This window comes from Paraburkholderia terricola, assembly GCF_900142195.1.
Taxonomy (GTDB): Bacteria; Pseudomonadota; Gammaproteobacteria; order Burkholderiales; family Burkholderiaceae; genus Paraburkholderia; species Paraburkholderia terricola.
The window spans coordinates 239,751-264,550 of the sequence record NZ_FRAB01000001.1 but is presented as its reverse complement, the minus strand read 5'-3'; the positions used below and the strand labels follow the sequence as shown (position 1 = coordinate 264,550).

General features: G+C 64.7%; 23 protein-coding genes. 10 read left to right on the top strand and 13 right to left on the bottom strand.

Going from position 1 to position 24,800, the window contains the following annotated elements; translation table 11 throughout:
* Positions 1 to 5: 5 nt before the first annotated feature.
* From BUE39_RS01135 to BUE39_RS01105, 7 genes are all read right to left on the bottom strand, one after another.
* The gene (locus tag BUE39_RS01135) at positions 6 to 1,070 is read right to left on the bottom strand and encodes a bifunctional UDP-4-keto-pentose/UDP-xylose synthase (protein ID WP_073426813.1); all 1,065 of its coding nucleotides are present in this window, start codon (positions 1,068 to 1,070) and stop codon (positions 6 to 8) included.
* Positions 1,067 to 2,002, bottom strand: a complete 936-nt coding sequence (locus BUE39_RS01130) for a formyltransferase (protein ID WP_073426812.1) — start codon at positions 2,000 to 2,002, stop codon at positions 1,067 to 1,069. The genes BUE39_RS01135 and BUE39_RS01130 overlap by 4 nt, the downstream gene beginning before the upstream one ends.
* A complete protein-coding gene (locus BUE39_RS01125; protein WP_073426811.1) occupies positions 1,999 to 3,039 on the bottom strand; it encodes a glycosyltransferase in 1,041 nt (346 codons plus the stop codon). The genes BUE39_RS01130 and BUE39_RS01125 overlap by 4 nt, the downstream gene beginning before the upstream one ends.
* A 6-nt stretch (positions 3,040 to 3,045) precedes the next feature.
* Entirely contained in the window at positions 3,046 to 4,197 is a 1,152-nt protein-coding gene (locus tag BUE39_RS01120; RefSeq protein ID WP_073426810.1) for a DegT/DnrJ/EryC1/StrS family aminotransferase, read from the bottom strand.
* A gap of 224 nt (positions 4,198 to 4,421) precedes the next feature.
* On the bottom strand, positions 4,422 to 4,793 hold the full coding sequence (locus tag BUE39_RS01115) for an SMR family transporter (RefSeq protein ID WP_073426809.1): 372 nt from the start codon (positions 4,791 to 4,793) through the stop codon (positions 4,422 to 4,424).
* A 25-nt stretch (positions 4,794 to 4,818) separates the two neighbouring features.
* Positions 4,819 to 6,567 carry a glycosyltransferase family 39 protein gene (locus tag BUE39_RS01110; protein WP_073426808.1) on the bottom strand — a complete coding sequence of 583 codons (1,749 nt, stop codon included), beginning with the start codon at positions 6,565 to 6,567 and terminating at the stop codon, positions 4,819 to 4,821.
* Positions 6,568 to 6,967: 400 nt separating this feature from the next.
* Positions 6,968 to 7,342, bottom strand: a complete 375-nt coding sequence (locus BUE39_RS01105) for an Mth938-like domain-containing protein (protein WP_073426807.1) — start codon at positions 7,340 to 7,342, stop codon at positions 6,968 to 6,970.
* A gap of 517 nt (positions 7,343 to 7,859) precedes the next feature.
* Here BUE39_RS01105 and BUE39_RS01100 point away from each other — a divergent pair.
* The 6 genes from BUE39_RS01100 (at position 7,860) to moaE (ending at position 14,287) form a co-directional block, all read left to right on the top strand.
* Positions 7,860 to 9,107, top strand: a complete 1,248-nt coding sequence (locus BUE39_RS01100) for a pyridoxal phosphate-dependent aminotransferase (protein WP_073426806.1) — start codon at positions 7,860 to 7,862, stop codon at positions 9,105 to 9,107.
* Positions 9,108 to 9,181: 74 nt separating this feature from the next.
* On the top strand, positions 9,182 to 10,513 hold the full coding sequence (locus BUE39_RS01095) for a homoserine dehydrogenase (protein ID WP_073426805.1): 1,332 nt from the start codon (positions 9,182 to 9,184) through the stop codon (positions 10,511 to 10,513).
* Between the two features lie 8 nt (positions 10,514 to 10,521).
* Positions 10,522 to 11,973, top strand: coding sequence for a threonine synthase (gene thrC, locus BUE39_RS01090; protein ID WP_073426804.1), 1,452 nt, complete (start codon positions 10,522 to 10,524; stop codon positions 11,971 to 11,973).
* 179 nt (positions 11,974 to 12,152) lie between these two features.
* Complete coding sequence (locus BUE39_RS01085; protein WP_235004785.1) at positions 12,153 to 13,490, top strand: molybdopterin molybdotransferase MoeA; 1,338 nt, start codon at positions 12,153 to 12,155, stop codon at positions 13,488 to 13,490.
* A 26-nt stretch (positions 13,491 to 13,516) separates the two neighbouring features.
* Positions 13,517 to 13,774, top strand: a complete 258-nt coding sequence (moaD, locus tag BUE39_RS01080) for a molybdopterin converting factor subunit 1 (RefSeq protein WP_073426803.1) — start codon at positions 13,517 to 13,519, stop codon at positions 13,772 to 13,774.
* Between the two features lie 36 nt (positions 13,775 to 13,810).
* Entirely contained in the window at positions 13,811 to 14,287 is a 477-nt protein-coding gene (gene moaE, locus BUE39_RS01075; protein WP_073426802.1) for a molybdopterin synthase catalytic subunit MoaE, read from the top strand.
* 18 nt (positions 14,288 to 14,305) lie between these two features.
* Here the strand turns inward: moaE and BUE39_RS01070 are convergent, their stop codons facing one another.
* On the bottom strand, positions 14,306 to 14,869 hold the full coding sequence (locus BUE39_RS01070) for a group III truncated hemoglobin (protein WP_073426941.1): 564 nt from the start codon (positions 14,867 to 14,869) through the stop codon (positions 14,306 to 14,308).
* A 302-nt stretch (positions 14,870 to 15,171) separates the two neighbouring features.
* Here BUE39_RS01070 and BUE39_RS01065 point away from each other — a divergent pair, with 302 nt between their 5' ends.
* Together BUE39_RS01065 and clpB are read left to right on the top strand one after the other, a co-directional pair.
* Positions 15,172 to 15,672, top strand: a complete 501-nt coding sequence (locus BUE39_RS01065) for an Rrf2 family transcriptional regulator (protein ID WP_073426801.1) — start codon at positions 15,172 to 15,174, stop codon at positions 15,670 to 15,672.
* 121 nt (positions 15,673 to 15,793) lie between these two features.
* Positions 15,794 to 18,391 (top strand): ATP-dependent chaperone ClpB, encoded by a 2,598-nt coding sequence (gene clpB / locus BUE39_RS01060; protein ID WP_073426800.1) that lies wholly within the window; start codon positions 15,794 to 15,796, stop codon positions 18,389 to 18,391.
* 186 nt (positions 18,392 to 18,577) lie between these two features.
* Here the strand turns inward: clpB and BUE39_RS01055 are convergent, their stop codons facing one another.
* On the bottom strand, positions 18,578 to 19,120 hold the full coding sequence (locus tag BUE39_RS01055; protein WP_412534834.1) for a YidB family protein: 543 nt from the start codon (positions 19,118 to 19,120) through the stop codon (positions 18,578 to 18,580).
* A complete protein-coding gene (locus BUE39_RS01050) occupies positions 19,090 to 19,671 on the bottom strand; it encodes a ComEA family DNA-binding protein (RefSeq protein ID WP_073426798.1) in 582 nt (193 codons plus the stop codon). The genes BUE39_RS01055 and BUE39_RS01050 overlap by 31 nt, the downstream gene beginning before the upstream one ends.
* A gap of 301 nt (positions 19,672 to 19,972) precedes the next feature.
* On the opposite strand from BUE39_RS01050, the gene BUE39_RS01045 reads away from it, so the two are divergent.
* Positions 19,973 to 20,503: a MerR family transcriptional regulator gene (locus BUE39_RS01045; RefSeq protein WP_073426797.1), complete on the top strand. Its 531-nt coding sequence runs from the start codon at positions 19,973 to 19,975 to the stop codon at positions 20,501 to 20,503.
* On the top strand, positions 20,422 to 20,865 hold the full coding sequence (locus BUE39_RS01040; protein ID WP_073426796.1) for a carboxymuconolactone decarboxylase family protein: 444 nt from the start codon (positions 20,422 to 20,424) through the stop codon (positions 20,863 to 20,865). The genes BUE39_RS01045 and BUE39_RS01040 overlap by 82 nt, the downstream gene beginning before the upstream one ends.
* Before the next feature lie 152 nt (positions 20,866 to 21,017).
* On the opposite strand, the gene BUE39_RS01035 is transcribed toward BUE39_RS01040, so the two are convergent.
* The 3 genes from BUE39_RS01035 to BUE39_RS01025 all read right to left on the bottom strand — a co-directional run bounded on the left by BUE39_RS01035 (position 21,018) and on the right by BUE39_RS01025 (position 24,671).
* Positions 21,018 to 22,355 (bottom strand): MATE family efflux transporter, encoded by a 1,338-nt coding sequence (locus tag BUE39_RS01035; RefSeq protein WP_073426795.1) that lies wholly within the window; start codon positions 22,353 to 22,355, stop codon positions 21,018 to 21,020.
* Between the two features lie 2 nt (positions 22,356 to 22,357).
* Positions 22,358 to 24,115, bottom strand: coding sequence for an ArnT family glycosyltransferase (locus tag BUE39_RS01030; RefSeq protein WP_073426794.1), 1,758 nt, complete (start codon positions 24,113 to 24,115; stop codon positions 22,358 to 22,360).
* A gap of 289 nt (positions 24,116 to 24,404) precedes the next feature.
* A complete protein-coding gene (locus tag BUE39_RS01025) occupies positions 24,405 to 24,671 on the bottom strand; it encodes a type B 50S ribosomal protein L31 (protein ID WP_073426793.1) in 267 nt (88 codons plus the stop codon).
* Positions 24,672 to 24,800: the final 129 nt, after the last annotated feature.

Sequence of the window (24,800 nt, the reverse complement as noted above, 5' to 3'; positions counted from 1 at the left end):
CGGCCTTATTGCTGTTCGACGAGCGCGCGCGCTTCCGCGACGTGACCGCGATACGCTTCGAAAATCTTGCGCAGCGCTTCGTCGAAGGTCGACTTGGGCGCCCAGTTGAGTTCCTGCATCGTGTTGTCGATCTTCGGCACGCGGTTCTGCACGTCCTGGTAGCCCGCGCCGTAGTACGCGCCCGACGACGTCTCGACCAGTTGCACTTTCTTCGCGGTCTCGGCGTACTCCGGGAATTCGGCGGCCAGCGTCAGCATCTTGTGCGCGAGCTCGCGCACGGAGAAGTTGTTGGTCGGGTTGCCGATGTTGTAGATCTTGCCCGTCGCCACCCGGTTCTTGTTCTCGATGATCTTCATCAGCGCGCCGATGCCGTCGTCGATATCCGTGAACGCGCGCTTTTGCGCGCCGCCGTCCACGAGACTGATGTTCTCGCCGCGCACGATATGGCCGAGGAACTGCGTGACCACGCGCGAGCTGCCTTCCTTCGGCGTGTAGATCGAGTCGAGGCCCGGGCCGATCCAGTTGAACGGACGGAACAGCGTGAAGTTGAGGCCCTCCATGCCGTAGCCCCAGATCACGCGGTCCATCAACTGCTTCGAGCACGCGTAGATCCAGCGCGGCTTGTTGATCGGGCCATACGACAGTTGCGATTCTTCGGGATCGAACTGCTCGTCCGCGCACATGCCGTAGACCTCGGACGTGGACGGAAACACGAGGTGCTTGCCGTACTTGACGGCCGAACGCACGATCGGCAGGTTCGCCTCGAAATCGAGTTCGAACACGCGCAGCGGCTGCTTCACGTAGGTGGCGGGCGTGGCGATCGCGACCAGCGGCAGGATCACATCGCACTTCTTGATGTGATACTCGACCCACTCCTTGTTGATCGTGATGTCGCCTTCGAAGAAGTGCATCCGCTCATGATTGAGGAGGTCGCCCAGACGCTCGGTTTGCATGTCCATCCCGAAGACTTCCCAATCGGTGGTTTCGAGAATGCGTTTGGACAGGTGATGGCCGATGAAGCCGTTCACACCCAGAATCAGGACTTTTTTGGCGAAACCTTCGGTTTTCATGAGTGACGGGGAGTTTGGATGAGCTGGGCGAATTCGGCTGGCGTGAGAACGGTTTCGTGGCCGTCGTGCTGGTGCCGCAATTCGTGGATGGCGATTGCGCGACCGTCGCCGCATATCGCGAAAACGGCATTATCGCTTACGTGCAGGCCAGGGGGCAAATCCGAGCGGAGCGCGCCCGGCACGGCCAGACGCGCGCGAGCGACGATGAAACGCCGCCCGCCGAGATCGGCGAAAGCGCCGGGATAGGGCGGCGCGACCGCGCGGATCAGGTTGTAGACCTGCTGCGCGGGCTGCGTCCAGTCGATGCGGCCGTCTTCCGGCTTGCGTCCGCCGTAATAACTGCCTTGCGACAGATCGTTCGGCAGATGCGGCGCTTCCCCCGCCAGCAGCGCCGGCAGCACACGCCACAGCGTTTGCTCGGCGGCGACCGTGACCTTGTCGAACACTTGCGCGGCGGTGTCGTCGGGCAGGATCGGCACCGGCGTTTGCGCAATGATCGCGCCGGCGTCGGGCTTCGCGGCCATTTCATGCAGCGTCGCGCCGGTCTCGGTTTCACCGTGGATCACCGCCCAGTTGGTCGGCACGCGGCCGCGGTATTTCGGCAACAGCGAGCCGTGCATGTTGTAGGCGCCGCGCGCGGCGAGCGCGAGCAGGTCGACCGGCAACATGTGGCGATAGTAGAACGAGAAGATGAAGTCCGGCCGCGCGGCGCTCACCGCGGCGCGCAGTTCCGGGCTCTTCGGATCCGCCGGCGTCACGACCGGAATGCCGTGCTCGGCCGCCACCGTTGCGACGCTGCCGAACCAGATGTTTTCGCTCGGGCTGTCTTCGTGCGTGACGACCAGCGCCACCTCGACGCCGCGCGCGAGCAGCACCTGCAGGCAGCGCACGCCGACGTTGTGATACGCGAATACGACGGCGCGCGGTTTCATGGATTGGGTCCCTGATTGACTGGCGCCGATTGCACGGCCTGCACGACCGTTTGACGCGGCGCCTCGCTCACGGCGGCGCCGTCGCGTTGCTCGAGAATGGTCTGCACCAGATAGCGCGGACGCGCGCGCACCTGCTGATAGATCCGGCCGATGTATTCGCCGAGCAGCCCCAGCGCGAAGATGATCACGCCGAGCAGGAAGAAGGTGATGGCGAACAGCGTGAACACACCTTGCACTTCCGCGCCGATGATGAAGCGGCGAATCAGCAGCAGCACGAAGAGCGCCGCGGACCCGAGCGACAGAATCACGCCGATGAACGACAGCCACTGCAGCGGCACCACCGAAAAGCCGGTGACGAGGTCGAAATTCAGGCGGATCAGCGAATACAGCGAGTACTTCGATTCGCCGGCGAAACGCTCTTCGTGCGCGACTTCGATTTCCACCGGATTCTGCGCGAAGGTATACGCGAGCGCCGGAATGAACGTGTTGATCTCGCCGCAGCGATTGATCGTGTCGATGATGTGACGGCTGTACGCGCGCAGCATGCAGCCCTGGTCGGTCATCTTGATGCGCGTGATGCGCTCGCGCAGGCGATTCATCGCGCGCGAGGCCTTGCGGCGCCACAAGCTGTCCTGGCGTTGCAGGCGAATCGTGCCGACGTAGTCGAAGCCTTCGCGCATCTTGTTGACCAGCTTGCCGATTTCCTCGGGCGGGTTTTGCAAGTCGGCGTCGAGCGTGATGACGATCTCGCCGCGCGACTGCTCGAAGCCCGCCAGAATCGCCATGTGCTGACCGTAGTTGCCGTTCAGCAGGATCACGCGGCTCGTGTCGGGCCGCGCGCGGAACTGCTCGGCGAGGAGAGCAGCGGATTTGTCGCGGCTGCCGTCGTTGATGAAGATCACTTCATACGACGTGCCGAGCGCATCGAGCGCCGGGTAGAGGCGCGCGAACAGCGCGGCCAGCCCGGCTTCCTCGTTGTACACCGGAATGATGATCGACACTTCCGGCGTGACGGCGCGTTGTTCCGTATAAATCATTTCCGCTTATTTTCCGTATTGTTCGCAAATTTCATTGACCGCGCGGCAGACCCGCGCCACGTCGCCTTCGTTCATCAGCGTGAAGAGCGGCAGCGTGACGTTGGTGGCGCCGAAGCGCTCCGCGTGCGGGAACATCCCTTCCTTGAAGCCGCGCGCCCGGTACAGCGAGAACAGGTGGATCGCCGGATAGTGCACGCCCGAGCCGATGCCGCGCTCCTTCAACTGTCCCATGAAACCGGCGCGGTCGATCGAGAGCTGGTCGAGCGGCAGCGTGATCTGGAACATGTGCCAGTTGCTGTTCTCGAAGTCCGCGAACGGCAGGCCGACGCCGAGCTTGACCGCCGCGCCGCCTTCGAACCCGGCGAAATACGCGCGGACGAGTTTGCGGCGCTGCGCGAGGAAGCGCTCCAGATGCGGCAACTGCCCGAGGCCGACGCGCGCGGCGACGTCGGTCAGGTTGTACTTGCCGCCCAGCACGTCGCAATCCATGCCGTCGAAGCCGGTGCGGGTGATGCCTTGCAGACGGTACTTTTGCGCGAGGACCGCTTCTTCCTCGTTGTTCAGCACGAGCGCGCCGCCTTCGATGGTGGTCAGGTTCTTGTTCGCGTGAAAGCTGAACGAGACCATGTCGCCGAGCTTGCCGATGCGCTCGCCTTTCCACGTCGAGCCGAACGCCTGGGCGGCGTCCTCGACCACGCGCAGCTTGTGGGCGCGCGCGATGCCGTAGAGGCGGTCCATGTCGACCGGCAGGCCCGACAGATACACCGGAATGATCGCCTTGGTGCGCGGCGTGATGGCCTTTTCCAGCAGATCGAGGTCGATGTTGCGCGTGATCGGATCGATGTCGGCGAACACCGGCGTCGCGCCGGTTTCGTAGATGACGTTGCTGGTCGAGACCCACGAGGCGGGCGTGGTGATGACTTCGTCGCCTTCGCCCACGCCGGCGATGCGCAGCCCGATTTCGAGCGTCGCCGTGCCCGAATTGAACGTGCGCACCGGACGGCCGCCGCAAAATTCCGAAAGCGCCGCCTCGAACTTCTGATTCTGCGGACCGGTGGTGATCCAGCCGGAGCGGAGCACGTCGGCGACGCCCTGGATCGTTTCTTCATCGATCTCGGGTTTGACGAACGGCAGGAACGGGAGTGTTGACTGGGTCATGAATGCATCGCTCGATGAAAGGGCGCAGCCTGAAAACGCGAAAAGCACGACTGCGCAAATCCAGGGTGGCGGCTAAAAGGGCGGTAACCGCACAGCATAACGCGGTCAACCTTACATTTTTCTTGGCCGGCGTGACGCCCGGCTTACGGTATTTTGTGCCACGCATTCCCGCCACGGCAGCGCCGCGAGTTCGCGGAGCCCGGCCGGGCCGCGTTGCCGGCAACCTAGCTGCGCGCCAGCACCACCACACCGATCAGAATGATGCCGATGCCCACCAGCTTTTGCACCGACATCACCTCGCCGAACAGATACCACGCCGCGAACGCGTTGACGACGTAGCCGAGCGACAGCATCGGATAGGCGATCGACACGTCCACCCGCGACAGTCCCACCACCCACACGACCACGCTGATCACATAGCAGGCGAGCCCGCCGATGATCGGCGGCTGGGTCGCGAGACGAAAGGCGATGGGCAGGATGTTCGCACGGCTGAATTCGAAGTGTCCAACGGCATTGGTTCCGGCTTTGAGCAGCAATTGCGCGCCGGCGTTCAACGTCACGCCGGCAAGGATGCAAAAGAGGGAAATCGGGTTCATCGAACGGTCTGATCCTGATATGGGGTCATTGTTGCGGTTTTTCCACCGGCGCCGCGGCATTCGGCGCCGGGGTGGGCGCCGCTCCAGCGGACGCCGCCGGCGGCTTCGCCACCACCACCCGGCGCGAATCGCGGGCGATCACCTGCATCGGCAGGCCTTGCTTCAGAAGCCGGTCGTAGATCGGCGGCGGGATCAGCGCGAGCGCGTAGCGCTCGGCCTTCCAGCGCTCGACCCAGGCGTCGATCGACGGCAGCCACTTGTGCGGCTCGACGGATATCCCGAACGCCAGTTCGTCGGGATGCTCGACCATGATCGTGGTGTGCCCGATGTAGAACGGCAACGTGTGATCGAGCACGCCGACCGAATAGAACGGCGTATCCGCCGGCAACTTCGCCATCTCGGCCTTGATCGCGGGCGCGAGCTGCGCGCCGGAACTCAGCCGGCCGAACACGTCGTGACCGGTGCCGGCGATCGTGCCGAGCAACAGCCACGCCGTGGCAAAGGTCACGATCGTGCCAAGGCTGCCGGCCCGGCTGCGGCGGTTCAGCCACAGCGCGGCGAGCGTCAGCACGAACGCGACGGCGAGCGCCGCCAGCACCCAGCCGCGGTATTCGGCGTACAGCTCGGCCGGATTGCGCTCGCTGCCGAAGCGCGACAAAAACAGCGCGGCAAACGCGGCCGCCACAAGAAAGAGCGCATAGCCGGCCAGATGGCGGCGCAACTGGTCACGCGTGACGAGCGGCAGGTACATGCCGATCACCAGCGCGATCGGCGGGGCGATCGGCAGCGTGTAGGACAGCAGTTTGGAATGCGACGCGCTGAAAAACAGGAAGATGAACGCTGTCCACACCAGCATCATCGTCACCGGGGCGAAGCCGTTCGGCTGGCGCGGCAGGCGCCATGCGTGGCGCACGCTCTGCACCGTGATCGAAAGCCACGGCAGGAAGCCCACCAGCAGCACCGGCACGAAGTAGTAGAAGGCTCCGGGGCGGTTCTGTTCGGGCGTCAGGTAGCGCCTGAACTGCTGAACGATGAAAAAGAAGTTGAGGAATTCCGGATTGCGCTGCTGCACCAGCACGAACCACGGCGCGACGATCGCGAAGAACACGATCAGGCCGCCGATCAGGTGCAGGCGCTTCCACATCGCCCAGTCGCGGGCGATCAGCGTATACAGCACGAGCACCGCGCCCGGCAGGATCACGCCGACAAGACCCTTGGAGAGCACGGCGAGCGCCATCGCGCCCCAGCAGACCCACATCCATGCCCGCGTGTGGGCGGTCGGCAGATTGGGGCGCTGCGCGAGCAGCAGCGCGCACAGCGTCAGCTCCATCCAGAACGACAGGCCCATGTCGAGCGTGTTGAAGTGGCCCATCAGGTTCCAGTACGGCGAAGTCGCCAGCACGATCGCCGCGAACACGCCGGTCGCCGCGTTGAACACCCGCGCGCCGGTGAAGCCGATCAGCAGCACGCCGGCGAAGCCGGTCAGCGCGGTATAGAGCCGCGCCTGCCATTCGCCGACGCCGAACCACGCGAACGTGAGCGCGTTCATCCAGGTTTGCAGCGGCGGCTTCTCGAAGTATTTGTAGCCGTTGTAGCGCGGCGTGATCCAGTCGCCGGTGACGAACATCTCGCGCGCCATTTCGGCGTAGCGGCCTTCGTCGCTCGGCAGCAGATGGCGCCAGCCGAGCGGCACGAACCAGATCACGGCGAGGGTCAGCACCAGCAGCAGGATCGTGGTGCGATTGAGCGCTAGCCTCGACGGCGTATCGTTCATGGAATCTCAACCTTTTTGGCGACGCCGCATGCGCGGCGACGCGATGTTGTTTGGAAATGGCGATCGGCGATGCCGGGGCCGACTGTCCGCGAGACGGCTGCGGGAGCGGCTGCATGAAGCGCCGCGGGCCGCCTGGGCGGCTCGCCGGCTACCGGAGAAGCGCTGGGTTCCCGCGGCGGTCAGCGCCTCATCGGCTGTGCCAGTGCACGGCGCTCACGCGGGTCAGGGCCCTGCTCTGGGCGCCGGCACGCCACCGATGGCGCAGCAGTGTACGTTATCGGCCGTGACGCGGCCAGGGCGACGAGGCCGTTCGGCCGCCCGGAACGCGTTGGATATCGCGCATGGCGGCGCGTGCCGGCATCACGATGCCACGAACGACGAGGCGCTGACGCAGGCGTCGCTAAGCTTCGATCAGCAACGCCGCCGCGACTTTGCGGCCTTCGGCCATCAGGATGTTGTAGGTGCGGCAGGCGGCCTTGAAGTCCATCGTTTCCACGCCGATGCGTTTGGCGGTCAGCGCGGCGGTCAGGCGCGGATGCGGGAAGCGCAGCCGCTCGCCGCTGCCGAACACCACCACTTCGGGCGCGGAATCCACCAGCATGGCGAAGTGCTCGGCGCTCAACTGGTCGAACGAGGACACGGGCCAGGGGATGACAGGCGCCTTCGGCAGCACGAGAAGGCTGCCCGAATGGCGCACCAGATTGATTTCGACATAGTCGGCGCCGTAACCGGTGACGGTGTTGAGGGCGCCGCTTGCGTCCTGATGTAATTTCAAATCGGTTTTCCGAAGTCGTCGTGAGACATCATGCGTGTTAGCGGCCTGACCGGACGCAGCCGGGCGAGGGCGAGTCGACGCGAATGGAAGATGCGAACGTGACAGAAGCGGCCGAAAAGCCTTGCCGTTGCGCCTGGCGCATTGCGGAAGTCGGCCCAAATCCGCTAAATTATAACTTTTTAGCCGCCTGGCGGCGCCCCCGCTCAAGTGCCGTCTCAGGCGCCGTCACAAGCTGCGCTGAGCACACGGGCGCGGCCAACCGGCTACCTGCCTCGGTTTTTGCTCCGCTGTTCGTCCGTATTTCGTCGGGTTCTCGTCTGTTTGCCGGTGTTTTGCCGGTGTTTTGCCGGCGCATCGGCGCAACCCCCGCGGGCGCCACCCGGCCGAAAAGGCGGCCGATCCGCGTCTGACGGTCGTCGCCGGGCGCGCCGCGCCCGACGTCCCATATCGGCGAACTTGCCCGGCCCGGCGTCGCCGCCTCCGCTTGTTCGCCCCCAGGCTCATTAACCAGGATGAAGTGCCCGCCGTGAAACCGATTCTCAAATCCAACAAGTTGTTGAATGTCTGCTACGACATTCGCGGGCCCGTCCTCGAACATGCGAAGCGGCTCGAAGAAGAGGGCCACCGCATCATCAAGCTGAACATCGGCAATCTCGCGCCGTTCGGCTTCGAGGCGCCCGATGAAATCATTCAGGACATGATCCTGAACCTGCCGGGCTCGTCCGGCTATTCGGACTCCAAGGGTGTGTTCGCCGCGCGCAAGGCGATCATGCATTACACGCAGCAAAAGGGCGTGCACGGCGTCGAGCTGGACGACATCTACATCGGCAACGGCGCCTCCGAACTGATCGTGATGGCGCTGCAGGGGCTGCTGAACGACGGCGACGAAGTGCTGCTGCCCGCGCCCGACTATCCGCTGTGGACCGCCGGCGTGAGCCTGTCGGGCGGCACGCCGGTGCATTACATCTGCGACGAGTCGAACGGCTGGATGCCCGACCTCGACGACATCCGCGCGAAGATCACGCCGAACACGCGCGCGCTCGTCGTCATCAACCCGAACAACCCCACCGGCGCGCTGTATTCGGACGAACTGCTGCTCGGCCTGATCGAGATCGCCCGCCAGCACGGCCTCGTCATCTTCGCCGACGAGGTCTACGACAAGATCGTCTACGACGGCAAGGTGCATACGTCGGTCGCGGCGCTCTCCGAAGACGTGCTCACCGTCACGTTCAACAGCCTCTCGAAGAGCTACCGCTCCTGCGGCTACCGCGCCGGCTGGATGTTCATCTCGGGCCTGACCGGCGAGAACCGCCGCCACGCGAAAGACTACTTCGAAGGGCTCGGCATTCTCGCGTCCATGCGCCTGTGCCCGAACGTGCCCGGCCAGTACGCGATCCAGACCGCGCTCGGCGGCTATCAGAGCATCAACGACCTGATCGTGCCGAGCGGGCGCCTGTACAAACAGCGCCAACTCGCGTATGACATGTTGACGGCGATTCCCGGCGTGAGCTGCGTAAAGCCCGAAGCCGCGCTGTACATGTTCCCGCGCCTCGACCCGAAGATCTATCCGATCCAGGACGACCAGCAGTTCATCCTCGATCTTCTGCTGGAAGAGCGCGTGCTGCTCGTGCAGGGCACCGGCTTCAACTGGAAAACGCCGGATCACTTCCGCGTCGTGTTCCTGCCGAACGTCGACGATCTCGCGGACTCGATCAACCGGATCGCGCGCTTTCTCGACGGTTACCGCAAACGTCACACGGCCTAGCGCACAATAATGCGCATGGCGCGCCGCGCCGGCACCCGTTTCCTTTTAATCACCTACTCGAAAACACACGCTGCATGGAACCGATCAAAGTTGGACTGCTGGGCTTCGGCACGGTAGGCAGCGGCACCTTCACGGTACTGCGCCGCAATCAGGAAGAAATCAAACGCCGCGCGGGCCGCGGCATCGAGATCGCGCGCATTGCCGTGCGCAATCCCGCCAAGGCGAGCGCGGCGCTCGGCGGCGCGGCCGGCACGGTGGCGTTGACCGACGACTTCAACGCGGTGGTGGACGATCCCTCGATCGCCATCGTGGCGGAAATGATCGGCGGCACGGGCGTCGCGCGCGACCTCGTGCTGCGCGCGATCAACAACGGCAAGCACGTGGTCACGGCCAACAAGGCGCTGCTCGCGGTGCACGGCACGGAGATTTTCGAGGCGGCGCGCGCCAACGGCGTGATGGTGGCGTTCGAGGCGGCGGTGGCGGGCGGCATTCCGATCATCAAGGCGCTGCGCGAAGGGCTCACGGCCAATCGCATCCAATACATCGCGGGCATCATCAACGGCACGACGAATTACATCCTCTCGGAAATGCGCGACCGCGGCCTCGACTTCGCGACCGCGCTGAAGGCCGCGCAGGAACTGGGCTATGCCGAAGCCGATCCGACCTTCGACATCGAAGGCGTGGACGCCGCGCACAAGGCGACGATCATGAGCGCGATCGCGTTCGGCGTGCCCGTGCAGTTCGACAAGGCTTATGTGGAAGGCATCAGCAAGCTCGCCGCGATCGACATCAAATACGCCGAGGAACTCGGCTACCGCATCAAGCTGCTCGGCATCGCGCGCCGCACGGATAAAGGCATCGAATTGCGCGTGCATCCCACGCTGATTCCCGAGAAGCGTCTGCTGGCGAATGTGGAGGGCGCGATGAACGCGGTCGTCGTGCATGGCGATGCGGTCGGCGCGACGCTCTATTACGGCAAGGGCGCGGGCGCGGAGCCGACGGCGTCCGCGGTGGTTGCCGATCTGGTCGACGTGACGCGCCTGCACACGGCGGACCCCGAGCATCGCGTGCCGCATCTGGCGTTCCAGCCGGACAGCCTGTCGAGCACCCCGATCCTGCCGATCGACGAAGTGACGAGCGGCTACTACCTGCGCCTGCGGGTCGCGGACGTGACCGGCGTGCTGGCCGACATCACGCGCATTCTCGCCGACACGGGCATTTCGATCGACGCGCTGCTGCAGAAGGAATCGGAGCAGGTCGACGCGAACGGCAAGGGCGAAACCGACATCATCCTGATCACGCACGAGACGGTCGAAAAGAACGTCAACGCCGCGATCAAGACCATCGAAGCGTTGAAGACCGTCGTCTCCCAAGTCACGAAGCTGCGCATGGAAGCGCTGAACTAGGCCGAACTATGAACTACCTCTCTACGCGCGGCGCCGGAGCCGGCGAGCGCCATACCTTTTCCGACATCCTGCTGGGCGGTCTCGCGAAAGACGGCGGCCTGTACCTGCCCGCCGAATACCCGCGCGTGACCGGCGACGAACTCACGCGCTGGCGTACGCTGCCGTATGCCGATCTCGCGTTCGAGATCCTGTCGAAATTCAGCGACGACATTCCCGCCGAAGACCTGCGCGCGCTCACGCGCAAGACGTACACGGGCGAAACGTACTGCCACGTGCGTGACGACGAAAGCGCCGCGCAGATCACGCCGTTGAAGACGCTCGGCGTTGAGAACGGTGCGCCGCTGTCGCTGCTGGAACTGTCGAACGGTCCGACGCTCGCGTTCAAGGACATGGCGATGCAGTTGATCGGCAACCTGTTCGAGTACGCGTTGGCGAAGCACGGCGAGACGCTGAACATTCTCGGCGCGACCTCGGGCGACACCGGCAGCGCCGCTGAATACGCGATGCGCGGCAAGCAGGGCATTCGCGTGTTCATGCTGTCGCCGCATAAGAAAATGAGCGCGTTCCAGACCGCGCAGATGTACAGCCTGCAAGACCCGAACATCTTCAACCTCGCGGTCGAAGGCGTGTTCGACGATTGCCAGGACATCGTGAAAGCGGTCTCGAACGATCATGCGTTCAAGGCGAAGTACAAGATCGGCACGGTCAACTCGATCAACTGGGCGCGCGTCGTCGCGCAAGTCGTGTACTACTTCAAGGGCTACTTTGCCGCGACGAAGTCGAACGACGAACGCGTGTCGTTCACGGTGCCGTCGGGCAATTTCGGCAACGTCTGCGCGGGTCACATCGCGCGCATGATGGGTTTGCCGATCGAAAAGCTGGTGGTCGCCACGAACGAAAACGACGTGCTCGACGAATTCTTCCGCACCGGTATCTACCGCGTGCGCAAGGCGGTGGAGACGTATCACACCAGCAGTCCGAGCATGGATATTTCGAAGGCGTCGAACTTCGAGCGCTTCGTGTTCGATCTGCTGGGCCGCGATCCGGCGCGCGTGCTGCAACTGTTCCGCGACGTCGAGGAGAAGGGTGGTTTCGACCTCGCGGCGAGCGGCGACTTCGCGCGCGTGAAGGAATTCGGGTTCGTCTCCGGCCGCAGCAGCCACGACGATCGCGTGGAAGCGATCCGCGACGTGTTCGAGCGTTACGACACGATGATCGACACCCACACGGCCGACGGCCTGAAGGTGGCGCGCGAGCATTTGCAGCCGGGCATTCCTATGATCGTGCTGGAAACCGCGCAGCCGATCAAGTTCGGCGAGACGATCCGCGAAGCGCTGCTGCGCGAGCCGGAGCGTCCGGCCGCGTTCTCGGGTCTGGAGGCGCTGCCGCAGCGTTTCGAGGTGTTGCCGGCGGACGCGCAGCGCGTGAAGGACTACATCGTGGCGAACACGGGCGAGTAAGCACCGGCGAGCGTGAGCTTCGCGGCTCACGCAGCTTCGTCCGATGCAGGCACGGCGCTCGTCGCGAATCGTCGCGGCGGACGCCGACCACCGAACAACCCCGCCATCGCGCCAAGGCGCCCATGCCGCCGCCATCGACCGCTACAATATTCTTTTCACCCGCGGCTTCGAAACCACCGATGTCCACCACCACGCCCCGCGCGCCGATGCTCGCCACCGCCGAAGCGTTGGCGACCTTGCTTGGCGCCGCCAGCCCGATCGCGGGCACCGAGACGATCCCCACGCTCGAAGCGCTCAACCGCGTGCTGTCCGCCGACGTCACCTCGCCGCTGGACGTGCCGCCGATGAACACCAGCGCAATGGACGGCTACGCGGTCCATGCCGCGGATCTGACGGCGCACGGCAACCGCCGCTTGCCGGTGTCCCAACGCATCCCGGCCGGGCACGCGCCACAGCCGTTAAAACAGGGCACGGCGGCGCGCATCTTCACGGGCGCAACGGTGCCGCCGGGCGCCGACGCCATCGTGATGCAGGAACAGGCTGAAGCCGCCGGCGAGGAAGTCACGCTCCTGCACAGCCCCCAACCCGGCGAATGGATCACGGCTCAAGGCGCGGACATCCGCAGCGGTTCCATCATTCTCCCGGCAGGCACGCGGCTCACGCCGCAGGCCTTGGGGCTCGCGGCGTCGGTAGGCTGCGCCGAACTCCAGGTGCGCCGCCGCGTGAAGGTCGCTGTTTTTTTCACCGGCGACGAGCTCACCATGCCGGGCGAGCCGCTCAAGCCGGGCGCGATCTACAACTCGAATCGCTTCACGCTGCGCGCGTTGCTGGAAAAGCTAGGCTGTGAAGTGACCGACTACGGCATCGTCGCGGATCGGCTCGACGCCACGCGGGCCACGCTGCGCGAAGCCGCGCAGGCGCACGACCTCATTCTGACCTGCGGCGGCGTGTCGGTCGGCGAGGAAGATCACGTGAAGCCGGCTGTCGAGGCGGAAGGGCGCCTTGCGATGTGGCAGATCGCGATGAAGCCGGGCAAGCCGCTCGCGTTCGGCGCGGTGCGCCGGGTGGCGGGACAGGCGCCGGAGAATGCGGGCGGGTTGGCTCGGACTCAGGCTTCGGTTTCCGCTTCGGCTTCAGCTTCGGCTTCGGCGCAAACGCCGGCATCGGCTTCAGCGGAAACCTTTTTCATCGGCTTGCCCGGCAACCCGGTCTCCAGCTTCGTCACGTTCCTGCTGTTCGTGCGGCCGTTCATCCTGCATCTGGCCGGCGTGCGGACGGTCACGCCACGAGCGCTGACATTGCGCGCCGATTTCACGCAGAGCAAGGCCGACCGCCGCAACGAGTTCCTGCGGGCCCGCATCAATCAAGCCGGCGGCCTCGATCTGTTTCCGAATCAAAGCTCGGCCGTGCTGACTTCGACCGTCTGGGGCGACGGCCTGATCGACAATCCGCCGAACCACGCGATCAGCGCCGGCGAGACCGTGCGCTTCATCCCCTTTTCCGAATTGCTGAACTGAGGCCGGCAAAAAGCCGGCGGTATCCGATGAAGATTCAACTCCGCTATTTTGCGAGCGTGCGCGAAGCGCTCGACACGGCCGACGAAACGGTCGATGTGCCCGACGGCATCGCGACCGTCGGCGACGTGCGCGCGTGGTTGCGCGCGCGCGGCGGCATCTGGGCCGACACGCTCGCCGAAGGCCGCGCGCTGCGAATGGCCTGCAACCACGTGATGACCGGCGCCGCCACGCGTATCACCGAGGGCTGCGAAGTCGCGTTCTTTCCGCCCGTCACCGGCGGCTGACGCGCCGGAACGCCGCTCACCGCATAGGAGCCAGAGATGCCCGTTCGAGTCCAGACGGAAGATTTCGACCTCAGCGCCGAGGTCGCCGCGTTGCGCGCGCGCAATCCGAAGGTCGGCGCGGTCGCATGTTTCGTCGGCACGGTGCGCGATCTGAACGACGGCAGCGCGGTCGAAACGATGGAACTGGAGCATTACCCCGGCATGACGGAGAAGTCGCTGGAAGCGATCGTCGTGAGCGCACGCGAGCGTTGGCCGGGCATCGAGGTGCTGATCGTGCATCGCGTCGGCAAGCTTTATCCGCTCGATCAGATCGTGCTGGTGGCGACCACCGCCGCGCATCGCGGGGACGCCTTCGCGTCGTGCGAATTCGTGATGGACTATCTGAAGACCCAGGCGCCGTTCTGGAAGAAAGAGAAGACCGAGGCCGGCGAGCGCTGGGTCGACGCCCGCGTGACCGACGACGCCGCGCTGGCCCGCTGGGGCCTCGAATCGGGCAATCAGGCCGAGGATTGAACCCTTAGCCCGCGCGCGTCATTCGTCGCGCCCCTCGTCGGGCCCCTCGTCGCGCCCCCGGCCAATGATCCGCGTGGGAAATGGCTCGCCGCGCGGGCGGGCGGCGTGGTCGTCGCCATCGTCGCGAGGACGCTTCGGCGCCACTCGGTCCAGCAACGCCTGTTGTTCCGCCGGAATCTGGTAGTCCCAGCCGAAGCGGCTCAGTTGCAGGCTCTGCGCGATGCGCAGCGCCGGTTCCATGAAGCGGACCGCCGCGGCCGGCTGGTAGCGCGACTCGACCGTATCCAGAAACAGATACAGCCAGCGGCTGAAGTGCTCGGGCTCGACGCCCTCGAGCGGCTGATGCGCCTGCTGCACGTTGCCGCGGTACTGCTTCGCGCCCAGCACGAGGCTCGCCCAGAACGTGCACATTTTCGGCAGATGGTCGTCCCAGCGGCCCGCCAGCGTCGCTTCGAACACCGGACCCAGCAGCGGATCGGCGCGCACGCGGTCGTAAAAGCCGTAGACGAGTTCGCGAATATTCGCGTCAGTGGGTTCGGCGGCGCGCTCGACAACCGGCGCGGCGGGGAAAGACGGGTTCATGCTGGTTTCCAGAAAATGCGGTGCTTCGTCGCGGCCCGCCATACGCGCCGTCGAATGGCGGAGAATCGCTCGCGGCGTAGTCAGACGAAACAAAGTAAATCGGCAATTTCCGCTTATCGGGCGAACGGCTTATGCGGAAAACGCTACCATTACTGCCGAACGACAAACTCCGCGCCGTCAGCGCAGAATAACAAACTATGCGTAGCGCCTGCATGTTATGACCAGGCGACGGCACCGGCAACCCTTGCATCCACGCGGTTATCCCCGGATCGCGGCTTGCGCTCACCGCGGCACCTGCACTTATGAGACTCACCGACTATACGGATTACTCCCTGCGCGTCCTGCTGTATCTCGCCGTCCGTCGCGAGGGACTATCGACGATTCAGGACATTTCGAATGCGTACGGAATCTCCAAGAACCATTTGATGAAGGTCGTGCAGCAACTCGGCGAGCTCGGCTGGGTCGAGACCGTGCGCGGACGCAACGGCGGCCTGCGGCTCGCCGAGCGCTCCATCGGGCTGAGCGTGGGCGAGGTCGTGCGCGCCACCGAAAGCGACTTCGCGCTGGTCGGCTGCCTGCCGGATCAGCACGGCGAGCGCCGCGACTGTGTCATTACAGCGCAGTGCCGGCTGCGAGGCGCGCTCGAAGCGGCGCGCAACGCCTTCCTCGCGGAACTCGACCGCCATACCATCGGCGACATGGCGCAGCCGCACGGCGCGCTCGCCGCGCTGCTCGGCCTGAGCAACATCATTCCGATCGTGCCCGCCGCGCCGACGGAAGAGAGCCCCACGCCGCTGACGTGAAGCCGGCGGGGCGATTTTCCGTCGCATCGAGCGTTAAATAGTTGCCGCTGAATGCAGAAACCCGCTTGAAACCTGCCTAAAACGCCTCATTTTGGTGGTAATCGAAATTGGAGGTCTCTTGATGAGAATCGACAAACTCACCACTAAATTCCAGGAAGCGCTGGCGGATGCGCAGAGCCTGGCCGTCGGCCACGACAATCAATACATCGAACCGGTTCACGTTCTGGCGGCGCTCGTCGCGCAGCAGGACGGTTCGGCGCGCTCGCTGCTCTCGCGTGCCGGCGTGCACGTACAGGCGCTGCAAACGGCGCTCGCCGATGCCATCACGCGGCTGCCGCAAGTGCAGGGCACCGACGGCAACGTGCAGATCGGCCGCGAACTCACCGGTCTGCTGAACCAGGCCGACAAGGAAGCGCAAAAGCTCAACGACACGTTCATCGCGAGCGAGATGTTCCTGCTCGCGATCGCCGACGACAAGGGCGAGGCCGGCCGCCTCGCGCGTCAGCACGGCTTGTCGCGCAAGTCGCTGGAAAGCGCGATCGCCGCGGTGCGCGGCGGCTCGCAAGTGCACAGCCAGGACGCCGAAAGCCAGCGTGAAGCGCTGAAGAAATACACCATCGACCTGACCGAGCGCGCGCGGGCCGGCAAGCTCGATCCGGTGATCGGCCGCGACGATGAAATTCGTCGCTCGATCCAGATCCTGCAGCGCCGCACCAAGAACAATCCGGTGCTGATCGGCGAGCCGGGCGTGGGCAAGACCGCGATCGTCGAAGGTCTCGCGCAGCGTATCGTCAACGGCGAAGTGCCCGAGACGCTCAAGGGCAAGCGCGTGCTGTCGCTCGATATGGCCGCGTTGCTGGCGGGCGCCAAGTATCGCGGCGAGTTCGAGGAGCGGCTGAAGGCCGTGCTGAACGACATCGCGAAAGACGAAGGGCAGACCATCGTCTTCATCGACGAAATCCACACGATGGTCGGCGCGGGCAAGGCCGAGGGCGCGATGGACGCGGGCAACATGCTCAAGCCGGCGCTCTCGCGCGGCGAACTGCATTGCGTGGGCGCCACCACGCTCGACGAGTATCGCAAGTACATCGAGAAGGACGCCGCGCTGGAGCGCCGCTTCCAGAAGGTGCTCGTCGACGAGCCGACGGTGGAAGCCACCATCGCGATCCTGCGCGGTTTGCAGGAGAAGTACGAGCTGCATCACGGCGTCGATATCACCGATCCGGCGATCGTCGCGGCGGCCGAACTGTCGCATCGCTACATCACGGACCGTTTCCTGCCCGACAAGGCGATCGATCTGATCGACGAAGCCGCGTCGAAGATCAAGATGGAAATCGACTCGAAGCCGGAAGAGATGGACCGGCTCGACCGTCGCTTGATCCAGTTGAAGATCGAACGCGAAGCCGTCAAGAAGGAAAAGGACGAAGCGTCGCAAAAGCGTCTGCAACTGATCGAGGAAGAAATCGAGCGGCTCGATCGCGAATATTCCGATCTCGAGGAAATCTGGACGGCGGAAAAGGCCGCGGTGCAGGGCAGCGCGCAACTGAAGGAAGAGATCGACCGCACGCGTGCGGAAATCACGCGCCTGCAACGTGAAGGCAAGCTGGAGAAGGTCGCTGAATTGCAGTACGGCAAGCTGCCGGGTCTCGAGGCGCAATTGAAGGAAGTGACCCAGGCCGAAGCGAAGGAGCAGAACAACCCGACCCGTCCGCGGTTGTTGCGCACGCAGGTCGGCGCGGAGGAAATCGCCGAAGTCGTGTCGCGCTCAACCGGCATTCCGGTGTCGCGCATGATGCAGGGTGAGCGCGAAAAGCTGCTGCAGATCGAGGAAAAACTGCACGACCGCGTGGTCGGTCAGGATGAGGCGATCAGCGCGGTGGCCGATGCGATCCGCCGCTCGCGCGCGGGTCTCGCGGACCCGAACCGGCCGTATGGTTCATTCCTGTTCCTCGGGCCGACCGGTGTGGGCAAGACCGAGCTGTGCAAGGCGCTGGCGGCGTTCCTGTTCGATTCGGAAGATCATCTGATCCGCATCGACATGAGCGAGTTCATGGAGAAGCACAGTGTCGCTCGCCTGATCGGCGCGCCGCCGGGCTACGTCGGCTACGAGGAGGGCGGTTATCTGACCGAAGCGGTGCGCCGCAAGCCGTACAGCGTGATCCTGCTCGACGAGATCGAGAAGGCGCATCCCGACGTGTTCAACGTGCTGCTGCAAGTGCTCGACGACGGCCGCATGACCGACGGCCAGGGCCGCACCGTGGACTTCAAGAACACGGTGATCGTGATGACCTCGAACCTCGGTTCGCAGGTGATCCAGTCGATGGTCGGCGAATCGCAGGAAGCGGTGAAGGACGCGGTCTGGGAAGAAGTGAAGCTGCACTTCCGGCCCGAGTTCCTGAACCGGATCGACGACGTCGTGGTGTTCCATGCGCTCGACCGCTCGAACATCCAGTCGATCGCGCGGATTCAACTGCAGCGTCTGCATGAACGGCTTGCCAAGCTCGACATGCAACTGGTGGTGTCGGACGCGGCGCTCGAACACGTCGGCAAGGTCGGCTACGATCCGCTGTTCGGTGCGCGGCCGTTGAAGCGCGCGATCCAGCAGGAGATCGAGAACCCGGTCGCGAAGCTGATTCTCGCCGGCAAGTTCGGTCCGAAGGACGTGATTCCGGTCGAACTGGAAAACGGCGAGCTGGTGTTCGAACGCGTCGTGCATTGAGCGACGCGAGTGCGCGGGGGAACGGCTGCGAAACGGCGGCAAATCGGCGCCGATTCGAGCCGTTTCCAGCCGGCGCGACATTAAAAAAAACGGCAACGAAGGTGACTTCGTTGCCGCTTTTTTATTTGCCACGCTCTTGCTGCTCAGACAGTGCGAGGCGTGAGGTGAACAGCAGGGTAAAAGCGCTTAGGCGGTGCCCTTGCCGAACAGCGCCGTCAGGCCGCCAAGCGCGCCGAGTACGGTGGTGGCGTTCAGCTTGCCCTCGGCCGGCACTTCGCCGTCAGGCGTGGCCGCATTGACGACGTGCGGCAGGATCTGTGAGAGCAGGCCGCTGACCTGATCGGGCTGCACGCCGGCTTTCGCCGCGAGGTTGGTGACGGTTTCAGAGCCGAGCACGCCTTGCAGCGCCTCGGCGGCGATCGGCTGGTTCTCGCCGTTGCTGACCCACGACGACACGATGTCGCCGAGGCCCTTCTCCCGGAATCGCTCGATCAGGCCGTTCAGGCCGCCCGGCTGGTTGTTGACGAATTCGAGTGCGGCTGCGACCAGCGCTTGCTGGCCGCCGCCTTCGGGCGATTTACCCATCAGGGAACCGATGGTGTCGAGTAGGCTCATGACGGTCTCTCTTGAATGCCGACGCGTGCTCGACGGGTCGGCGGGTGAAAACGCCGCGCGGTTGCGCGGCGCCGTTGGGGGCGTTACGCGCCGCCGGAGGCTGCCGCGGCCGATGCAGCCTTGCTCTTCCTCGCCTTCTTTTTGGAGGTCTTGGCGCCGGATGCGTCGTCCGGCGCGCTAGCCGCGGCTGCCGGCGCGGACGCGGCCGCGGCTTCGGACGCCGCGGCCTTGCTCTTCTTCTTCGACTTCGACGGTTTCGCGCCGGATGCCTCGGCAGGCGTAGCCGGCGTGGTGCTCGCGGCCGTGGCCGGCGCGGCGGTAGTGGCTGCCGGCGCCGCCTTGGTGCTCGCGGCGCCGCTCGACTTCGTGGCTGGCTTCGCGCCGGTAGGCGGCGCGGAGGAGCCGTTGATGGTCAGACCGGCCCCTTCGAGATTGACCACCGATTTGCTGCCGATGCCCTTGACGCGCGCGGCGAGATCGTCGGCGTCCTTGAACGGACCGTTTTTGGAGCGTTCCTCGATGATCGCCTTCGCATGCGCCGGGCCGATACCCTTGACCGATTCGAGCGCCGCCTGGTCGGCGGAATTTACCTCGACGGCCGCCGCGAATCCGGCCGATAGCGACAACGCCAACGCAACGCAAAGCATCAAAAGCTTCTTCAGCATGGCAAGCACTCCATTGAGGGCAGAAAAGTCAACCGGGGAACGGGCGGCGCATGCTGTTAGCGGGCGCCGCGCTTAAGCATAGGACAAATGCGCGCCCTTATTTGCGAACGCCGACGAGTTATACCGATCGATTCGTGACAAGTAAATCAGTGCGGACAATCTTTAAACCTTTTGCCTACCGATTAGGCTCTTGTGAGCTTATCGATCAAATACATCGAAAAGAAAATATGCCGGCGCCGACAAATGACAGCGTCGCGCGCTTGACTTAAAGTGCACTCGAAGTCCTAACCTGAGTACCGTCATGTCAAAAGCACTCACCATCGGGCAGGTCGCACAGACCATCGGCGTCTCCACCCATACGCTGCGCTACTACGAACAGGCCGGCCTGATACGGGCGGTTGGGCGAACGCGGGCGGGGCATCGCCTGTATTCGCCGGCCGACCTCGACTGGCTGAAGTTCGTGATGCGTCTGAAAGCGACCGGCATGCCGATCGCCGGGATGCAGGCCTTCGCGGCGTTGCGCGCGGAAGGCCAGCCTACGATGGACGCCCGCCGCCAGATGCTGGCGGCGCACCGGGACGCGGTTTTGGCGCGGATCGACGAGTTGCAGAGCAACCTCGGCGCGATCGTCGACAAGATCGCCTACTACGAGGCCGCGATCGATGCCGCCGCGCAGGCGTCCACCGGGTGCGATCCGACACGACAGACCGACGCAACTCAATCGCCTTCACATTCGGAAAAGGACTCGCCATGGAACACGCAGAAAACGACCGCTACACCCGAGGCTGGAACAAACTCAAGGAAATCGACGGCTCGGCCGGCGAACAGGTGATCGCCGCGCTCGCGCCGATCGCGCCGGATTTCGGACGTCTGCTGCTGGAGTTCGGCTTCGGCGACATCTACAGCCGGCCGCAACTCGATCTGCGCGCGCGGGAAATTGCAACGATCGCGTCGCTGGCCACGCTCGGCTGTGCGCAACCGCAGTTGAAGGTGCATATCGAGGCGGCGCTGAACGTCGGCTGCACGCGCGAGGAGATCGTCGAGGTGTTCATGCAGATGGCGCTGTATGCGGGTTTTCCGGCGGCGCTCAATGCGCTGTTCGCGGCGCGCGAGATTTTCGAGCGTCACGATCGGGCGAACGGGGCGGAATTGCCGGAAGGAACGCGAGTGGCGGAGGAGGCGCGCGCCGCTTGAGATTGCCGCGTGGGCGGGCGCGTGGCCGAGGCAGCGCGCCGCTTTGGATTGCCGGATGAGCGGGCGGCTGCTTCATGTAGCCGCTTCAGATAGCCGCTTCAGGTAGCCGCTTCATGTAGCCGCTTCATGTAGCCGCTTCAGACCGCCGCTTTTTATCGCCGGCTCACCGCTCGCCAGTACATCAGCAGGCCGATGCCCGCAATCGCCAGGCTCGCCGTATTCGCCACCCAGAAACCGCGCGCGCCGGTCAGCCATGACGGCGTGAAGCCGCCCACGTTGAAGCCGAGCAGATAGCCGCCGCCGAGTCCCACGCCCCACAACGCGAGCGCATAGATGACGGTCGGCACGACCGCCACCTGATAGGCGCGCAGCACGAACGCGGTGGTGATCTGCAAGGCGTCGAACAGGTGATAGCCCACGACGATCAACACCAGCGGCAACGCCGCCGCCGCGACCTGCTTATTCGTCGTATAGCCTTCGATGATGTACGGCCGCAACACCAGCACGATCGCGCCGTAACAACTGGCGATCGCGACGGCCATGATGATGCCGTGCCGCGACAGCGTGCGCGCCGCTTCCGGGCGATGCGCGCCAAGCGCCTGGGCGACCAGCGTCGACGAAGCAATGCCGATCGCGAGCGGCGTCATGTACAGCACCGCGCCGATGTTGCCGGCGATCTGATGGCCCGCGAGCGTCGTCGTGCCGAAACGCGCGATGAAGAGCGCCATGAAGGTGTACGAGGTGACTTCGATCAGATACGACAGGCCCATCGGAATGCCGAGACGCAACTGCGCCGCCTGGCGCCGCCACACCGGCCAGCAGAAGCGCTCGAAGATCCCGAATGGCGTGAACACGTCGACGCGCGTCAACACCAGCATGCCGACGGCGGCAAGTCCCCAGTTGATCGCGGTGCTGGCGAGCGCGCAGCCGGGACCGCCCATCGCCGGCACGCCGAGCCCGCCGAAGATGAACCACGTATTGAGCGGAACCTTGAGCAGCAGCGCGCCGATTTGCAGGATCATCACGAGCCGCGGCTTGCCGACGCTATTGGTCAGCGAACTGTAGACGCGAAACGCAAGGCTCGCCGGCAAGCCGAACGACAGGATCCGCAGGTACGCGATCGTGCGCTCGTGCAGCGCTTCGGGCACCCGCGCGAGACGCAGCATCGGCCCCGGAAAATAGAGAATCAGAAAACCGAGCACGGTCAACGCAAGCGCGAGCCACAGCGCCTGGCGCACTTCCTCGCCGATTTCCGCGTAGCGGCGCGCGCCGTACAACTGCGCGGCAATCGGCTGGAGCGCGGTCAGAATGCCGGTCAAGCCGATATAGACGGAAATGTAGATCGACGAGCCGAGGCCGAGCGCGGCCAGATCGACGGCCGAATAACGGCCGACCATCGCCGTGTCGATCACGCCGAACGCGATGATCGCCAGTTGGCCGATCAGCACGGGCCATGCGAGCTCGGCGATTTTCCGTACGTCGGCGAACATGCTCAGCCGGGATTCTTGCGCCAGCCGCGGCGTTTGACGACCGGCGGTTTCGGGCGGTCGATACGCACGTAAAGGCGAAAGCGTTCGTCGCGGTCGGCCACGCGGCGGCCTTGCCACACCAGCTTCCAGACGAAGTTCGACATCGCGCTCGGCTCGCCGAAGTCCTGCGTGTCCTGGCGCAGGATCACGTCACAGTCCTGGTCGAACGAGAAGTGCATGTCGCCGAAGTAGGCGAAGGTCGCAATCTGCGCATTGCCCAGACGCACCGGCGAGATGCAGGTGTAGTCCTCGGGCAGATGGCTCGCGATCTGCTGGGCGACATCCTTATAGGTCCGGCTGTAGTTGACGACCGGCAGCCACAGCGTCATCAGCAGGACCCACATCAGCGTCGTGCCGGCGCTCGAGAGCACCACGCTGCGCCACAAGACTTTCGGATGACGTGCGAGGCGCCATTGCACCAGCACGAACCAGCAGACCGTCACGGCGACGGCGCACACGAACGACAGGATCTTGAACTGCGGCGCGAAACCCGGCGCGAGGCGCGCGAGGTTGCGCGCGAGCGGATACGGAAAGCCGGTCAGCCCGGCGATGTACACCAGCCACACGAAGCTGCCGAGGATCGTGAAGCTCAGAAGCGCGAACCAGTCGATCGCGTTGATCGCGCCGCGTTTGAGCGTGGGCAATGCGAAGGTGGCGAGAACCGCCAGCGCCGGCAGCAGCAGCATGTAGAGCCGGTTCGACTGATGGCTTTGCAGCACGACCAGCACCAGCAGCGGTCCGATGACCGAGAGCGGAATGGCCACGTGCGGCGCGCGCCGCAGGCCGGACCAGCTGAACCATGCCCACAGCGCCAGCGGCCAGGCGGGCCACGTGAAGAGCGGCAGGTTCTTCAGCGCGTACGCGGTCACCGAGCCGGGCGGCCCGGCGAACGCGTTCAGGCTGACGTGCAACCATTGATGCAGATACCAGACGGCGTCCTCGGGAAACGCGGCGAGCGCGGCGATCGGCCACGCGATCGACAAGGCGAGCGCCACCGGCAAGCCGGCCAGCAGCAGCCAGCGCGAGCGCGCCTCGCGCACGATCAAGGTCATCGAGAGCGTGCCGAGCAGCAGCGCGCCGACCAGCACCGGGCTGCTCGCCAACGTGACGAGACCGAGCGCGAGGCCCCAGATCAGCGCGCCTTGAATCGGCTTGTCGATCATGCGCACCAGTCCGTACACGAGCATCGCGATGCCGACGAACTGCGCCAGTTGCGGCGTGGTTTCGTGGCCACGTTCGGCGAGGCCGAAGCAGGCGAGCAGGATCAGCAGCGCGCCGTCGGCGAGCGTGCGGCCGTAGTCGCGCGGTTCCGGCTCGCCGCCGAACGCATATTTGAACGGCTGCACCTCGGCGCGCCGACCGAGCAGATAGGCGGCATACCAGACGAACGCGCAGCCCGCGCAAAACAGCAGACCCGTGAACACACGCGACGCGTTGCTCGCGTCGACCCACGGCGCGAGCGCGCGGATCGCGCTGGCGCCGAGCCAGTAACCGAGCGGACCGTCTTCCGTCAGGTACTTGCCGACCAGATTCGGCAGCAGCCAGTCGTGGACACCGCCGTTGGCCATCGTCCACATGACGCCGAAGCCGGCTGCGTCCTCGTTCTTCCACGGATCGCGGCCGAACAGACCGAACGACGCATAGACGATACAAATGGTGAGCAGCAGCCAGCGCGGCAACGCACTGGTCGCGGAGGCAGTGAGGCGAACGACAGGTCTCATGCGGTGTGTGGGTAACGGGTAAGCGGTGCAGCCGGGACCGGACGGAATGTCCGGCTGGAATGGCCAATTTGGAGCATCCGGCATTGTAGTCGTGCCGTGCGATGCGCGTCACGGCCGGTAACGGCTCGCAACGTGGGTGGGTAAGCTGTAACAACACCGGCACGGAAGAGCCGGGACGTGACGAACATGCACCCTGGGTAGAGCAACAGCTCCGGCGACAAAAAAGGGCAGCTCGCGCTGCCCTTTTTTGCTGCTGCGTGGCCGGCAAACAGCCGGCGACGAGGCGGTATTACTTTGCTGCTGCCTTGCCGGTAGCGCGCGTGCCGAACTTCTTGTTGAACTTCTCGACGCGGCCTGCCGTGTCCATGATCTTTTGCTGGCCGGTGTAGAACGGATGCGATTCCGACGACACTTCGATCTTGGCGAGCGGGTAGGTCTTGCCGTTGAACTCGGCGGTTTCACGCGTCTGGATGGTGGAGCGCGTCACAAACTTGAAGTCGTTCGACATGTCGATGAACAGGACTTCGCGGTAATCGGGGTGAATGCCTTCTTTCATGGTCTTTCCTTTGATCTGGCGGTAGCCAACCCGCGTGCAGCCGCTATGAGCGCGGACCGCATCTAGGCGCGAGCCACTTGCCTATGGTCGAAAAACGGCGATTATGCCAGAAAATCAGTCGCTTGACGA